This window comes from Klebsiella terrigena, from assembly GCF_012029655.1.
GTDB lineage: Bacteria > Pseudomonadota > Gammaproteobacteria > Enterobacterales > Enterobacteriaceae > Klebsiella > Klebsiella terrigena.
Window position 1 is genome coordinate 64,869 of sequence record NZ_CP050508.1, and the last position, 12,663, is coordinate 77,531.

At 58.7% G+C, this 12,663-nt stretch carries 14 protein-coding genes; 8 read left to right on the plus strand and 6 right to left on the minus strand.

The window, feature by feature from the left end; translation table 11 throughout:
* Positions 1 to 24 precede the first annotated feature (24 nt).
* Both HCK03_RS00300 and HCK03_RS00305 read left to right on the plus strand, forming a co-directional pair.
* Complete coding sequence (locus HCK03_RS00300; RefSeq protein ID WP_041143281.1) at positions 25 to 657, plus strand: pyridoxamine 5'-phosphate oxidase family protein; 633 nt, start codon at positions 25 to 27, stop codon at positions 655 to 657.
* Positions 650 to 1,120: a nuclear transport factor 2 family protein gene (locus HCK03_RS00305; protein ID WP_123552566.1), complete on the plus strand. Its 471-nt coding sequence runs from the start codon at positions 650 to 652 to the stop codon at positions 1,118 to 1,120. The genes HCK03_RS00300 and HCK03_RS00305 overlap by 8 nt, the downstream gene beginning before the upstream one ends.
* Before the next feature lie 20 nt (positions 1,121 to 1,140).
* On the opposite strand, the gene HCK03_RS00310 is transcribed toward HCK03_RS00305, so the two are convergent.
* A complete protein-coding gene (locus HCK03_RS00310; protein ID WP_041143279.1) occupies positions 1,141 to 1,677 on the minus strand; it encodes a carboxymuconolactone decarboxylase family protein in 537 nt (178 codons plus the stop codon).
* A 117-nt stretch (positions 1,678 to 1,794) separates the two neighbouring features.
* Here HCK03_RS00310 and HCK03_RS00315 point away from each other — a divergent pair, with 117 nt between their 5' ends.
* From HCK03_RS00315 to HCK03_RS00330, 4 genes are all read left to right on the plus strand, one after another.
* The gene (locus tag HCK03_RS00315; RefSeq protein WP_041143278.1) at positions 1,795 to 2,700 is read left to right on the plus strand and encodes an AraC family transcriptional regulator; all 906 of its coding nucleotides are present in this window, start codon (positions 1,795 to 1,797) and stop codon (positions 2,698 to 2,700) included.
* Between the two features lie 136 nt (positions 2,701 to 2,836).
* Entirely contained in the window at positions 2,837 to 3,886 is a 1,050-nt protein-coding gene (locus HCK03_RS00320) for a bifunctional transcriptional activator/DNA repair enzyme AdaA (protein ID WP_167691002.1), read from the plus strand.
* Positions 3,887 to 3,993: 107 nt separating this feature from the next.
* Positions 3,994 to 4,803, plus strand: a complete 810-nt coding sequence (gene nlpA / locus HCK03_RS00325) for a lipoprotein NlpA (RefSeq protein WP_076946312.1) — start codon at positions 3,994 to 3,996, stop codon at positions 4,801 to 4,803.
* Positions 4,804 to 4,827: 24 nt separating this feature from the next.
* Positions 4,828 to 5,688: a DMT family transporter gene (locus HCK03_RS00330; protein WP_167691003.1), complete on the plus strand. Its 861-nt coding sequence runs from the start codon at positions 4,828 to 4,830 to the stop codon at positions 5,686 to 5,688.
* On the opposite strand, the gene HCK03_RS00335 is transcribed toward HCK03_RS00330, so the two are convergent.
* Positions 5,680 to 6,234, minus strand: a complete 555-nt coding sequence (locus HCK03_RS00335; protein ID WP_167691004.1) for an NUDIX domain-containing protein — start codon at positions 6,232 to 6,234, stop codon at positions 5,680 to 5,682. The two genes, HCK03_RS00330 and HCK03_RS00335, sit on opposite strands and share 9 nt — an antisense overlap.
* A 169-nt stretch (positions 6,235 to 6,403) precedes the next feature.
* Between HCK03_RS00335 and HCK03_RS00340 the strand changes: the two genes are divergently transcribed.
* Together HCK03_RS00340 and HCK03_RS00345 are read left to right on the plus strand one after the other, a co-directional pair.
* Positions 6,404 to 7,183: an MBL fold metallo-hydrolase gene (locus tag HCK03_RS00340; RefSeq protein ID WP_167691005.1), complete on the plus strand. Its 780-nt coding sequence runs from the start codon at positions 6,404 to 6,406 to the stop codon at positions 7,181 to 7,183.
* A 26-nt stretch (positions 7,184 to 7,209) separates the two neighbouring features.
* Positions 7,210 to 8,163, plus strand: coding sequence for a GlxA family transcriptional regulator (locus HCK03_RS00345; RefSeq protein WP_167691006.1), 954 nt, complete (start codon positions 7,210 to 7,212; stop codon positions 8,161 to 8,163).
* On the opposite strand, the gene HCK03_RS00350 is transcribed toward HCK03_RS00345, so the two are convergent.
* The 4 genes from HCK03_RS00350 to HCK03_RS00365 all read right to left on the minus strand — a co-directional run bounded on the left by HCK03_RS00350 (position 8,160) and on the right by HCK03_RS00365 (position 12,379).
* The gene (locus HCK03_RS00350) at positions 8,160 to 9,209 is read right to left on the minus strand and encodes an NAD(P)-dependent alcohol dehydrogenase (protein ID WP_115191658.1); all 1,050 of its coding nucleotides are present in this window, start codon (positions 9,207 to 9,209) and stop codon (positions 8,160 to 8,162) included. The genes HCK03_RS00345 and HCK03_RS00350 overlap by 4 nt on opposite strands.
* A gap of 522 nt (positions 9,210 to 9,731) precedes the next feature.
* A complete protein-coding gene (locus tag HCK03_RS00355) occupies positions 9,732 to 10,574 on the minus strand; it encodes an acyltransferase family protein (protein WP_167691007.1) in 843 nt (280 codons plus the stop codon).
* Positions 10,575 to 11,070: 496 nt separating this feature from the next.
* Complete coding sequence (locus HCK03_RS00360; protein ID WP_134528196.1) at positions 11,071 to 11,370, minus strand: putative quinol monooxygenase; 300 nt, start codon at positions 11,368 to 11,370, stop codon at positions 11,071 to 11,073.
* Between the two features lies 1 nt (position 11,371).
* Positions 11,372 to 12,379, minus strand: coding sequence for a zinc-binding alcohol dehydrogenase family protein (locus HCK03_RS00365; protein WP_167691008.1), 1,008 nt, complete (start codon positions 12,377 to 12,379; stop codon positions 11,372 to 11,374).
* Positions 12,380 to 12,663 lie beyond the last annotated feature (284 nt).

Genomic DNA, 12,663 nt, shown 5'->3' on the forward strand with positions numbered 1-12,663 from the left:
AGTGATACGAGGCGCGGAGGATGTATGACCGGTGACTTTCTTGGTATTGCCATCACCCCGGATGTGATGGACGTCCAGCATGAAATGGGCAGCGACGGGCTGTGGCAATCGCCCCACAGCCACCGCAAGGCGGACCGCTTTACCGCCAGCGAGGAAGCGATGATTACCAGCAGGGACAGCTTTTATCTGGCGACGGTTTCGCAAACCGGCTGGCCCTATATCCAGCATCGCGGCGGGCCGCCCGGCTTTCTGCATCTGCTGGATGAGACCACCCTGGCAATGGCGGATTTTAGCGGCAACCGGCAGTACATCAGCACCGGCAACCTGCGTGGAAGCGCCAGGGCGTGTCTGTTTTTGATGGATTACCCGCGCCGTGCCAGGCTGAAAATCTACGCCACCGTTGAGGTGCTGGCGGCGGATGAGGATCCCGCGCTGCTGGCCCGGGTGAAGCCGGAAAATTACCGCGGCAGCGTTGAGCGTATCTTTCGCTTTCATCTGCAGGCGTTCGACTGGAACTGTCCGCAGCACATTACGCCGCGCTACAGCGCGCAGCAGGTGGCGGAATATAGCCAGACGCTGCAGCAGCGTATTCACGACCTTGAGCAGGAGAATCAGCGCCTGCAGCAGTTAACCCGCACAGGAGAAGATGATGACTGAACAACGCCCGCCGCTGCCGCCGTTTACCCGCGAAAGCGCGACGCAAAAGGTACGTGCCGCCGAAGACGGCTGGAACAGCCGCGATGCGCAGAAGGTGGCGCTGGCCTATACCCCCGATAGCGAATGGCGCAACCGCAGCGAGTTTGTGCAGGGGCGGGCGGAAATCGTCGGCTTCCTGCAGCGCAAGTGGCGCAAAGAGCAGGAGTACCGGCTGATTAAGGAGCTGTGGGCGTGGAGCGATAACCGCATTGCGGTGCGCTTTGCCTACGAGTGGCGTGACGATAGCGGCAACTGGTTCCGCTCGTACGGCAATGAAAACTGGGAGTTCGATGAGCACGGCCTGATGCGCACGCGCTACGCCTGCATCAACGATCTGCCGATCGGCGAAAACGAACGCCTGTTTCACTGGCCCCAGGGCCGCCGGCCTGATGACCATCCGGGGCTCAGCGCTCTGGGGCTGTAAAGCAGGCGTTAACTTACGGGTTAATCGGCTTTCGGGAAATCGACAACCGTATCGTTAACCCGGTTCACCATGTTGGTGAACAGAATGGCGCTGACCGCGCTGATAATCTCGATAGTCTGCTGGTCGCTGAATCCGGCGCTGCGCAGGGCGCTGACGTCGGCTTCCGGCAGGGTACCGGTGGTGCTCACCAGGGTCTGAACGAATTTTGCCAGCGCATCGAGGTGCGCATCCTGCGGATACTCGCCGCGGCGCAGGGCGTGGATCTGCTCGCTGCTGTAGCCGGCTCTTTTGGCCATCATGGTGTGCGCCGCCAGGCAGTAATCACAGCCGGTGGCTTCGCTCACCGCCAGGTTGATAGCTTCCAGCTCTTGTGCATTCAGGCTGCCCTTACTCAGCATGGCGTTATGCGCCAGCGCCTGCTGCAGCGCCGCCGGAGAGTGGCCGCCGATGGTCAGAAAGGCATTCGGCACCTTGCCCATTGCTTTTTTAATCCCGCCAAAAATTTCTGCGGCTTTACCTGTGGCATCTTGTTCACGAATTTCAGCTAAACGGCTCATGGTTAACTCCTGTGTATTTGAGGGTATGTCGTGGCAGTGGGGACATCTTAGGCGCCGGCAGCGTGCTAGACTCGCGCTCTGCGTCTCACCTTTTTGTCTTATCGTCTCAGGAGAGGTATGGATAGTCTCAGTCATCTGCTGGCGCTGCTGGCCCCGCGCTGCGAAGTCAATCTGCACTGCCGTTTTGGCGGCCGCTGGCAGGCCGGCCATGACCAGATGCCCGGCGGCGTGGTGCCGTGGCATTTTGTCCTGCGCGGCGAAGGGCGGGTGACCGTTGGCCATCAAACCCGACATATGCGGGCGGGAGACGTTATTTTGCTGCCGCACGGCTCGCCGCACCTGATGGAAAGCCTGCTCGAATGGGGGCAGATTTTGCCGGTTGCCCACCGCTTTAACGGCACGCTGACCGAGATGCGAACCGGCAGCGACAGCGACGCGCTGGAGATGCTGTGCGGCGAGTTTTACTTTGGCCCGCACGTCAGCTGGCTGTTTGCCGAAGAGGCCGAGCTTGTGCACCTGCATACCGACGAGCGCCGGGAGTGCCCGGAGCTGGAGATCCTGCTCAACGTGCTGGTGCGGGAAAGCCTCGCCGATCGCCCCGGCGGCGGCGCCATCGTTCGCAGCCTCGGCGATACGCTATTGGTGCTGCTGCTGCGCACGCTGCTCGGCACGGAGCAGCCGCCGGGCGGTCTGCTGCGGCTGATGAGCGACGAGCGCCTGATGCCAGCGGTATTGGCGGTGCTGGCGGCGCCGGAGCAGCCGTGGACGCTGGAAACCATGGCCGCGCGGGCATTCCTGTCGCGGGCGACCTTTGCCCGTCATTTCGCCCGCGTCTATCATCTCACTCCCCAGGCGTGGCTTACCCAGCTGCGTATGGCGATGGCCGCCCGCCTGCTGCGCCTGGAGCGGCAGGCCAACCTGGACGTTATCGCCGACCGCTGCGGCTTTCAGTCGCTGGCCTCCTTCTCGAAGGCCTTCAGGAAGCTCTACGCGATGACGCCCGGCGAGTGGCGACGCCGGTAGAGCAAGGTGATGTTGCGCCCGACCGGACGCCGGTTCAGGCGAAAATAGTCGTCCGGTTTTCGGTTGTCGTCTTTAGGGCCGAAGCGCCAGAATCCTGCGCATTGACAGCAGCAATCGTTTAAAGGGGTGTTCAGCCATGCAGGTGATTGATAAAGGGTTATGCGATACCTGGTATGAGGCGCTGGTGGCCCGCTCATCCCAGTACGCCGGGCTGTTTTACGTCGGCGTGAAAACCACTGGCGTGTTCTGCATCGCCACCTGCCGCGCCCGCAAGCCAAAGCGGGAAAACGTGGAGTTTTATAGCGATTTCAAAGCCGCGCTCAGCGCCGGCTTTCGTCCGTGTAAAATTTGCCGACCGACGGAAAACGCCAGCTCTGCGCCGCCGATGGTGGAGCAGGTGATGCAGCAGCTGCGCGCCGCGCCCAAGGTGCGAATCACCGATGACCAGCTGCGTCAGCAGCACATCAGCCCGGAACGCATGCGCCGCTGGTTTAGCCAGAACTACGGCATGACGTTTCAGGCCTTCCAGCGGATGCTGCGGGTCAATACCGCCCTGCAGGAGCTACAGGGCGGGCGCAGCGCGACCGACGTGGCGTTTGATAGCGGCTACGACTCGCTCAGCGGCTTCGGCTATACCTGCAAAAAGCTCACCGGCCGGGCGCCGAGCAAAGCGGGGCGGGTTATCCTGATCCAGCGCTTTACCACCCCCATCGGGCCGATGTTTGTCTGCGCCACCGAGCGCGGGGTTTGCCTGCTGGAGTTTGTTGACCGGCGGATGCTGGAGAGCGAATTTCGCGACCTTCAGCGCCTGCTGGCGGCCAATATTATTGCCGGGGAAAACGCCCATACGCGCCAGGCGGTGGCGGAGGTCGGGGAGTATTTTGCCGGCCAGCGGCAGCGCTTTTCCCTCACTCTTGAGACGCCGGGCAGCGATTTTCAGCAGGCGGTCTGGCAGCAGCTGCGGGCGGTGCCCTACGGCACGACCGAGCATTATCAGGGGCTTGCCGAGCTGATGGGCAACCCGGGGGCGGTGCGCGCGGTGGCCAACGCCAACGGCGCCAACCGGCTGGCGCTCGTTATTCCCTGCCACCGGATTATCGGCAAAGATGGCTCACTCACCGGCTACGGCGGCGGCCTGGCGCGCAAAGAGTGGCTGCTGGCCCATGAGGCGAAATTCAGCAGATGATTTTATTTCCTGTTACTGCTTTTGATGTTTAAAAGCTGACCATAAAGCCGTTATAGTTTCGCACGAAAATAATAATGACTTTCTAATGGACTAACAGGGTGAAAACAATGAAATTGCGTTTACGGACAGCCGCCGTGGTGGTGCTGGCGGGCCTGCTGCTGGCGGGTTGCGATCGGCAAGACGGCGATGCAAAACACATTAAAGTTGGCGTGATTAACGGCGCAGAACAGGATGTGGCGGAAGTGGCGAAGAAGGTGGCGAAAGAGAAGTATGGCCTCGACGTTGAGCTGGTTGGTTTTAGCGGCTCCCTGCTACCGAACGAATCGACTAACGCCGGGGATCTGGACGCCAACGTCTTCCAGCACCGGCCGTTCCTCGAACAGGATAATAAAGCGCACGGCTATCACCTGGTGGCGGTCGGCAACACCTTCGTGTTCCCGATGGCGGGCTACTCGCGCAAGATTAAATCGGTCGCTGACCTGAAAGACGGGGCGACCATCGCCATTCCTAACGATCCGACCAACCTCGGCCGCGCGCTGCTTCTTCTGCAGCAGGAGAAGCTGATTACCCTCAAGGCCGGTACCGGGCTGCTGCCGACGGCAATCGATATCACCGCCAACCCGCACAGCCTGAAAATCATGGAGCTGGAAGGCGCGCAGCTGCCGCGGGTGATCGACGATCCCAAGGTTGATGTGGCGATTATCAGCACCACCTACCTCCAGCAGACCGGGCTCTCTCCGGTGCGCGACGGCATTTTTATCGAGGATAAAAACTCGCCCTACGTGAACATCATCGTCACCCGCGAAGATAATAAAGATGCGCAGAACGTGAAGGAGTTTATGCAGTCCTACCAGTCGCCGGAAGTGGCGAAGGCGGCGGAGACGATCTTCAACGGCGGCGCGGTGCCGGGCTGGTAATCACTCACGCAGGGAGAGCTGTATATGATTCGGCAACGTCAGGCGGATATGCTGCTGGTCGCCGCCACGCTCATCGCCGCCTGCGGGTGGATATTTTCGCGTGAAGCCATCGCCGGGATGCCGGTTTTTGCCTTCCTCGGCCTGCGCTTCTTTTTCGCCGCGCTGCTGCTGCTGCCTTTCTGTCGCGGTTTTCGCGTCGAGAAACGCCAGTGGCCGCAGATACTCATCAGCGGCCTGTGGTTTGCGCTCAACCTCTGCCTGTGGATTTATGCGGTGTCGACCACGCCGTCGCTGGGCGAGGGGGCGTTTATCATGAGCCTGTCGATGCTCTTCGTACCGCTGACCGCATGGGTGATGATGAAAACGCGCCCGGCGCGCGCTTACTGGGAGTGCCTGCCGCTGGCGATCGTCGGTCTTGCCCTGCTGAGCCTGCATATGCCGATTGCCTTCCACCCCAGCCAGGGCTGGTTTCTGCTTACCGCGCTGGTGCAGTCAATCTGGTTCTGCTACACCAGCCGCTGCGCCCGCGAGGTGCCGCTGATTCCGCTGACCGCCGTGCAGCTGGGGATCACCGGCCTGGTGGGGCTGGCAATCTCGGCGGCGGTGGAAAGCTGGGATCGGCCGTTTACCCTGCCGACGTTCGGCTGGCTGCTCGCCAGTATCGTTATCGCTACCAGCCTGCGCTTCGGCCTGCAGATGAAGGGGCAGAAGTACGCGGCGGTTGCCAGCGCGGCGATTATTATGGTGCTCGAACCGCTGCTGACGGTGATTGCCGCCGCCCTGTGGTATCACGAACAGCTGCCGCTGCAGAAGATTATCGGCGGCGTGCTGATCCTGGTCGCCCAGCTGTGGTTCCGCTGGCGCATGCTTAATCCGCTACGCTAAACCACCGCGCTGCTGCGCCATCAGGTGCAGCAGCGGCACCAGCGATAGCCCGTCCGGCATCTCGCCGCGGGCGATAAGCGCCCCGATCTCTTCGAAGGTAAACCAGCCGGTTTCCATCACCTCATCCTGATCGGCGTCCATTCCAACGTACTCCAGATCGCGGGCAAGCCAGGTAATGAACAGCTGGTCGCTGCTGCCGTAGGAGGGGTTGTAGCGGATAATCTCTTCGGCGTTTTTGGCCTGCCAGCCGGTCTCTTCGCGCAGCTCGCGCAGGGCGGCCGCGCGCGGCTCTTCGTCTTCATCGACGCCGCCTGACGGGATGGCCCACACCACCTGGTCAATCAGATAGCGGTAGTGGCGGATCAGCAGCACTTTACCCTGCTGCATTGCCACAATGCCTACCGCCGGGCGCGGGTAGTGGACGGCGTAAAAGTCGCGGCGTTCGTCGGCGGTGATGTCGATAGCCACCTTGCGCATACTGAACCACGGAGTATGGGCAATCACTTCGGCGTCGTGCATATCGTCGGCGGTCAGTCTCTTTTTCATCGGGGCCACTTGTGCAGAAAATTGAGCGTTCAGCACACCATAGCCGGCGGCAGCTGGCAAGCGGGGAAAGTTGGCCCAATCTCATCGATCATTGCCCAAATGCCCATATTGCGCCAGGCTTGTGGGACGTACGATGTTCGCCTGATTACCCCGAAGAGGCATACGCACCATGAACATCACCCACATCCGTAACGCGACACAGATTATTGAATATGCAGGTAAAAAATTCCTGATCGATCCGATGCTGGCGGATAAGGCCGCCTGGCCTGGATTTGCCGGTACCGCCCGCAGCGAGCTGCGTAACCCGCTGGTGGCGCTCCCCTTACCGCTCTCTGCCATTATTGACGTTGACGCCGTGATTGTGACCCACACCCATGAGGATCACTGGGACGCGGCGGCGATCGCCGCGATCCCCAAGGCGCTGCCGGTTTTTGTCCAGCATGATGCCGATGCCCGGCTGCTGCGCGGTCAGGGATTTAGCGATATTCGCTTGCTGTCTGAGAGCAGCGAATTTGCAGGCGTGACCCTGCTGAAAACCACCTCCGGGCAGCACGGGAGCGATCGTACCTATGCCGTGCCGGCGATGGAGGAGCGTCTGGGTGAAGCCTGCGGCGTGGTGCTGCGCCATCCGCAGGAGAAAACGCTGTGGCTGGTGGGGGACACCATCTGGCGCGATGAAATCGAAGCCGACATGATCCGCCTGCGCCCCGACGTGGTGGTGCTTAACGCCGGATATGCCCACGTCATCGGCTTTGGGCCGATCATCATGGGCAAAGAAGACGTGCTGAAAACGCACTTTACCCTGCCGGAAGCGCAGATCGTGGTGGGCCATATGGAGGCGGTGAACCACTGCCTGCTGAGCCGCCGGGAGCTGAGTGAGTACGTGGCTGACAACCAGATTGCTGGGGTGGTCAGCATCCCGCAGGATGGGGAAAGCATGGTATTTTAAGCTCCTGACAGGGAGGGGAGGCAGCGATGAAATTAACCGAAGTGGCGATTGTCGCGGTGGAAGGGTTTAGCCCGTTTCACTACTCCGTTCCCTGCATGCTGTTTGGCGATAGCGTGTCAGAAACGAAGCGTTTTAACCTGCACCTGTGCGCCGAGCTGCCGGGGCTGCTGGCCGCCCGCGACGGCTTTGCGCTTCACGCCCGGGATGATTTTACCGCCCTTGAGCGGGCGGATATTGTGGTGGTGCCGTACTGGGGCGCGGTCAATCAGCGTCCGCCGCAGGCGCTGCTCGATAGTCTGGTGCGGGCGCACGATAACGGCGCTGAAATTGTCGGTCTCTGCCTGGGAGCGTTCGTGCTGGGCTACGCCGGGCTGCTGGACGGCAGGCGAGCGGCGACCCACTGGGAGTTTGAGCAGGATTTTCAGCGCCTGTTCCCGCAGGTGCAGCTGGATATCAACGCGCTGTACGTCGATGACCGGCGAATTATCACCTCGGCGGGCACGGCGGCGGCGCTCGACTGCTGCCTGTATATTATTCGCCAGCGCTTCGGCAGCCTGGCGGCTAACCAGATTGCCCGTCGGATGATCGTTCCGCCCCATCGCGAAGGCGGCCAGGCGCAGTTTATCGCCCAGCCGGTGCCGAAAAGCACCCGCGATGCGCGCATTAACTGCCTGCTTGAGTATCTCCAGCAGCATATTCACGAAGCGCATAATCTCGATTCGCTGGCGCAGGTGGTGGCGATGAGTCGCCGCACCCTGACCCGTCATTTTGCCAAGGCCACCGGGATGAGCATTGCCGACTGGCTAACCGCCGAGCGGCTGCGGCGCAGCCAGATCCTGCTCGAAGCGGGCGAGATGCCCGTTGAGCAGGTGGCGGAAATGGTCGGGTTTCGCTCCGCCGTCACCTGGCGCCAGCAGTTTAAGTCCCGCTTTGGCGTCAGCCCGGGAGAGTGGCGGCGGACCTTTCGCCGCGGGGCTTAGCCGGCGAGGGTCGCGCTGTCGATCACGAAGCGATATTTGACGTCACCTTTCACCATTCTTTCCCACGCTTCGTTGATCTGATCCCCGCGAATAAGCTCAATATCGGCGACGATGCCGTGTTCGGCGCAGAAATCGAGCATCTCCTGGGTTTCCGGGATCCCGCCAATCATCGACCCGGCAATCGACCGGCGACGAAATATCAGGTTAAACACCTCCGGCGACGGATGCGGGGTCGCCGGTGCGCCCACCAGGGTCAGGGTACCGTCGCGTTTAAGCAGCGTGGTGAAGGCATCGAGGTTGTGTGGCGCCGCCACGGTGTTAAGAATAAAGTCGAAGCTTTTGACGTGCGCCGCCATCTCCGCCTCGTTGCGCGATACGACTACCTCGTCCGCTCCCAGCTCTTTGGCCGCGTCACGCTTGGATTCCGAGGTGGTAAAGGCCACCACGTGGGCGCCCATGGCGTGGGCCAACTTGATCCCCATGTGTCCCAGCCCGCCGATGCCGACGATGCCTACTTTTTTACCCGGCCCGACGTTCCAGTGGCGCAGCGGCGAGTAGGTGGTGATACCGGCGCAGAGCAGCGGCGCTACGGCGGCCAGCTGCTCCTGCGGGTGGCGCACGCGCAGCACGTAACGCTCGTGAACCACGATTTGCTGAGAGTAGCCGCCCAGCGTATGGCCGGGCGCATCCTGAGTGGGGCCGTTATAGGTGAGCACCATCTGGTCGCAGTAGTTTTCCAGCCCTTCCTCACACTCTTCGCACTGCTGACAGCTGTCGACCATGCAGCCGACGCCCACCAGGTCGCCCACGACGTAGCGGGTAACGTGGTCGCCGACGGCGGTGACCCGACCCACGATTTCATGCCCCGGCACGCAGGGATAGACTGTCCCGGCCCATTCGGAGCGGGCCTGGTGCAGGTCGGAGTGACAGACGCCGCAGTAGTCGATGGCGATCTGCACATCGTGCGGCCCCGGCTCGCGGCGGGAGATGGCCATCGCGGCCAGCGGCTGGCTGGCGGAATGGGTACCAATAGCGTTGATCTGCATAGCGAAACCTCTTCTGAATAAACGTGCTGAATGGGGCGGAGGGAGGTGCGTGTTTTTTGCGCGGCAACGCTAAGCGTAGCCTGGCTAGCGCCGGACGGGAGGGGAAATATGCCGGTATATATTATTTATTCGGTTACGTTATGAGCAGCTGATTGCGTTGCATTGTTGATGTGAAAACGACGGCCTGGCAGGAGGTTGGTTGCCGGCAGGCTTATGTCGTTAGAAGAAAAAAACGCCGGCTCAGCGGCGTTTTACAGGATGGAAACGTATAGGCTAGGTTCCAAGATCGTGATTAGTCGGTATATGAAGTACCGGCGGCCTGGCTCTCTTAATAAAGGACGCTAGCGCTGAACCGTATCGGATAAAGTGTTTTTCGCACAAATGGCATGAGAGATAACCCAGAATGAGGGCCACAACAAGTGAGGCGAGCTGATTGAAGAGAATGCCGTGATCTTTGAAGTAGCTCGCTATTATCTGCTGCACCGGAAAGCCCCATAAATAAACCCCGTAAGAAATATCTACTTAGGGCTTCAGGCGCAAAATGGCTTTATGTGATGAGATATAGAGCAACGTTAAGAAAATACAGGCATATGCAAAATAGGGGGCGTACATCGTGCCGTGAAAAATATAATATAGTGTTGCGAATCCTACGCAGTGGCTAATTTTTATCTCTATAGCTTCGCGATTCAGTGCCATCATTGCGCCAAATGCAAAGCAGGGAGAAAGCAAATCGACCTCAGGGTTAGGTATCACCCAAGGGAACAGCACTCTGGATGTCAAAAAGGGCTCGACCAGAATGAGGCCAAAGAGCAGGAAGGTCAGCGTTTTGGCCTTGAGCAGCCCTGTGGCGTAGAGAGAAAACAGCAGCACATAGGCAAATACCTCGTACGGGATGGTCCACAGTGAGCCATTGACGACATTTGGATACGGGTTTGTGGAAAATAATCCGGGAAGGGTAAACTGCGGAGTCATCGTCGCGATATTCCACGTATAGCTATACACCTCTGGCCGGGATAAATAATCTGTCGCCAAAAGCGAAGTGAATAACGGCCCAATAACAAACGCGGTCACCAGGCTTGATAGAATGAGCGCAGGCCAAATTCGGAAGAGGCGAGAAATCGCAAACCTGACCAAATCTCCATTATTCATCAATGAGTTAGTAACAACCAGTCCGCTCAGGAAGAAGAATATCTTTACCGCAATTGAACCTGAGTAGTCTGAAGGAATGAGGTGACTGATGAAATCACTTTTACCTGCCTGGGGTGAAATTGCGTAAGCATGACCATAAATCACCATACAAGCCGCAATAACCCTAAATAAATCTATGTTATTGCTGTCTTTTTTTAGGGCATCATAGAGTTTCAATACCACCCCTTATGCATAATATTTTATACATGACCATTCCTGAATTATTATTTTTTAATAATCAATTTGAGTTTTAAATGTGCTTAACACATGGATTAGTTATATTAATTTATTGACTATCAGCCCGTCTGTTTAGCAGGCCTTTATGATTATCATTATCGCCATGACATACACTGTCTTGTTAAGGATGCTTAGCGCGTTGGTATGTTTAAACAGTACGAAATCATATTTATTATTCGCGCAATCATATCAGAATGCTCCGAATAATAAACGTGAAAAAAGTTGCAATAAATTGATGGCTGTCACAGTTTAAATATCAGGACTGGAAGTTGGATGAAAAATATGAGTCTTTTTTTCGCTGTGGACACGGAAAATATTTTTTAATGGCGATTAATTTAGCAATGAGAAAGAGATCGGGAGTGGGGGGCGTTGCTTATAGAGGGTAATTGCGAGAGAGATTTACGGATCCCCCGGGTTGCGGGAGATCCGAGAATAATTATTCAACGGCCGTCAGATAATCCAGGCGCAGCGGCTCGGCCAGCAGGCCGTCCATCTGCGCGATAAAGTCCTGAAAATGCGGCAGGGCGATGTGTTCCTCCAGCGCCGCCTGGCCGCGCCACGACTCGCGCATATAGAAGGTATCCGGCGTATCGCGCAGCTGGAACAGGGCATAATCGACGTTGCCCGGCTCCTGGCGGGTAGGCAGCAGCAGCGCCTGCAGGGCGTGGCGCAGCGCTGCGGTTTTTCCCGGCTTCGCTTTCAGTACCGCGATGATAGAAATCACTTCCGCCGTCATCTTAAAACCCCTCCAGCACGATTTTGCCAACGGCGCGGCCGGTTTCGAGCTGCGCATGGGCTTTCTGCAGGTTCTCCGCGGTGATCGCACCGAAGTGTTCGCCGAGCGTGGTTTTAATCGTTTTATCATCAATCAGCGCGGCGACGCGGGTCAGCAGCTGATGCTGGGCAATAATATCCGACGTTTCAAACATCGAGCGGGTAAACATAAACTCCCAGTGCAGCGAGATGCTTTTGGCCTTCAGCGGCCGGGCGTCGAGGGTTTGCGGATCGTCGATCAGCGCCAGCTTGCCCTGCGGCGCAAGGGCGGTAATCAGCTGCGGATAGTGCTCTTCGGTATTGTTCAGGCTGGCGACATGGGTCACTTCCTTCACTCCGATACGGGCCAGCTCTTCGCTCAGCGGCTTATTGTGGTCAATAACCTGATGCGCGCCGGCGTCCAGCACCCATTTCTGGCTCTCCGGACGCGATGCCGTCCCGATCACCGTCATCCCGGTTAGCCTGCGAGCCAGCTGGGTAAGGATGGAGCCAACGCCGCCCGCCGCGCCGACGATCAGCAGCGTGTCGCCCGCGTTGCCGCCTTCCTGGACGCCCAGGCGGTCAAATAATAATTCCCAGGCGGTAATGGCGGTGAGCGGCAGGGCCGCCGCGGAAGCGTTATCCAGCGAGCGCGGCTTGAGGGCGACGATCCGTTCGTCCACCAGCTGAAACTCCGCGTTGCTTCCCGGGCGGCCCAGCGCGCCGGCGTACCAGACTTCATCGCCCGGTGCGAACAGGGTGACCGCATCGCCAACGGCTTTGACCGTACCAACCGCATCCCAGCCCAGCACGCGCGGCGTATCGGCATCGAATCCGGCGCGCACCTTGGTGTCCACCGGGTTAACGGAAATGGCCTTGACCTCAACCAGCAGATCATGGCCCTCAGCGGTCGGAACCGGCAGCTCGATGGCGTTTAAAAAGGGGATATTGTGGCCTTCTGCCGCTGCGCGGGTAATGGCGATTGCTTTCATATACTCTCCGGTTTTCAAATAGGTTCATCGGTTGAATGCGTCGAGGATAGACCGGCGCCGGCCGGGGAAAAACGGCCCGACGGCGATAAGAGTTATATTCAAAAAGAGAAAATCAGCTCACGGCACAAGGTTAGGACGCTATGGGCCCCGCTGTTTCATATTTGAGAATAATTTTGCGTGAACTTCAAAAATATTAATTCCTCTGGCGTTGAATAATAATATTGCGTTATAGCTCAAAGTTTATGCCTTGACTCTCACTACGCTGCGTGCGACTTTCTTTATAT

Coding starts and splice junctions, on each gene's coding strand:
- HCK03_RS00300 (WP_041143281.1), top strand. CDS start 25: ATGACCGGTGACTTTCTTGGTATTGCCATCACCCCGGATGTGATGGAC.
- HCK03_RS00305 (WP_123552566.1), top strand. CDS start 650: ATGACTGAACAACGCCCGCCGCTGCCGCCGTTTACCCGCGAAAGCGCG.
- HCK03_RS00310 (WP_041143279.1), bottom strand. CDS start 1,677: ATGAGCCGTTTAGCTGAAATTCGTGAACAAGATGCCACAGGTAAAGCC.
- HCK03_RS00315 (WP_041143278.1), top strand. CDS start 1,795: ATGGATAGTCTCAGTCATCTGCTGGCGCTGCTGGCCCCGCGCTGCGAA.
- HCK03_RS00320 (WP_167691002.1), top strand. CDS start 2,837: ATGCAGGTGATTGATAAAGGGTTATGCGATACCTGGTATGAGGCGCTG.
- nlpA (WP_076946312.1), top strand. CDS start 3,994: ATGAAATTGCGTTTACGGACAGCCGCCGTGGTGGTGCTGGCGGGCCTG.
- HCK03_RS00330 (WP_167691003.1), top strand. CDS start 4,828: ATGATTCGGCAACGTCAGGCGGATATGCTGCTGGTCGCCGCCACGCTC.
- HCK03_RS00335 (WP_167691004.1), bottom strand. CDS start 6,234: ATGAAAAAGAGACTGACCGCCGACGATATGCACGACGCCGAAGTGATT.
- HCK03_RS00340 (WP_167691005.1), top strand. CDS start 6,404: ATGAACATCACCCACATCCGTAACGCGACACAGATTATTGAATATGCA.
- HCK03_RS00345 (WP_167691006.1), top strand. CDS start 7,210: ATGAAATTAACCGAAGTGGCGATTGTCGCGGTGGAAGGGTTTAGCCCG.
- HCK03_RS00350 (WP_115191658.1), bottom strand. CDS start 9,209: ATGCAGATCAACGCTATTGGTACCCATTCCGCCAGCCAGCCGCTGGCC.
- HCK03_RS00360 (WP_134528196.1), bottom strand. CDS start 11,370: ATGACGGCGGAAGTGATTTCTATCATCGCGGTACTGAAAGCGAAGCCG.
- HCK03_RS00365 (WP_167691008.1), bottom strand. CDS start 12,379: ATGAAAGCAATCGCCATTACCCGCGCAGCGGCAGAAGGCCACAATATC.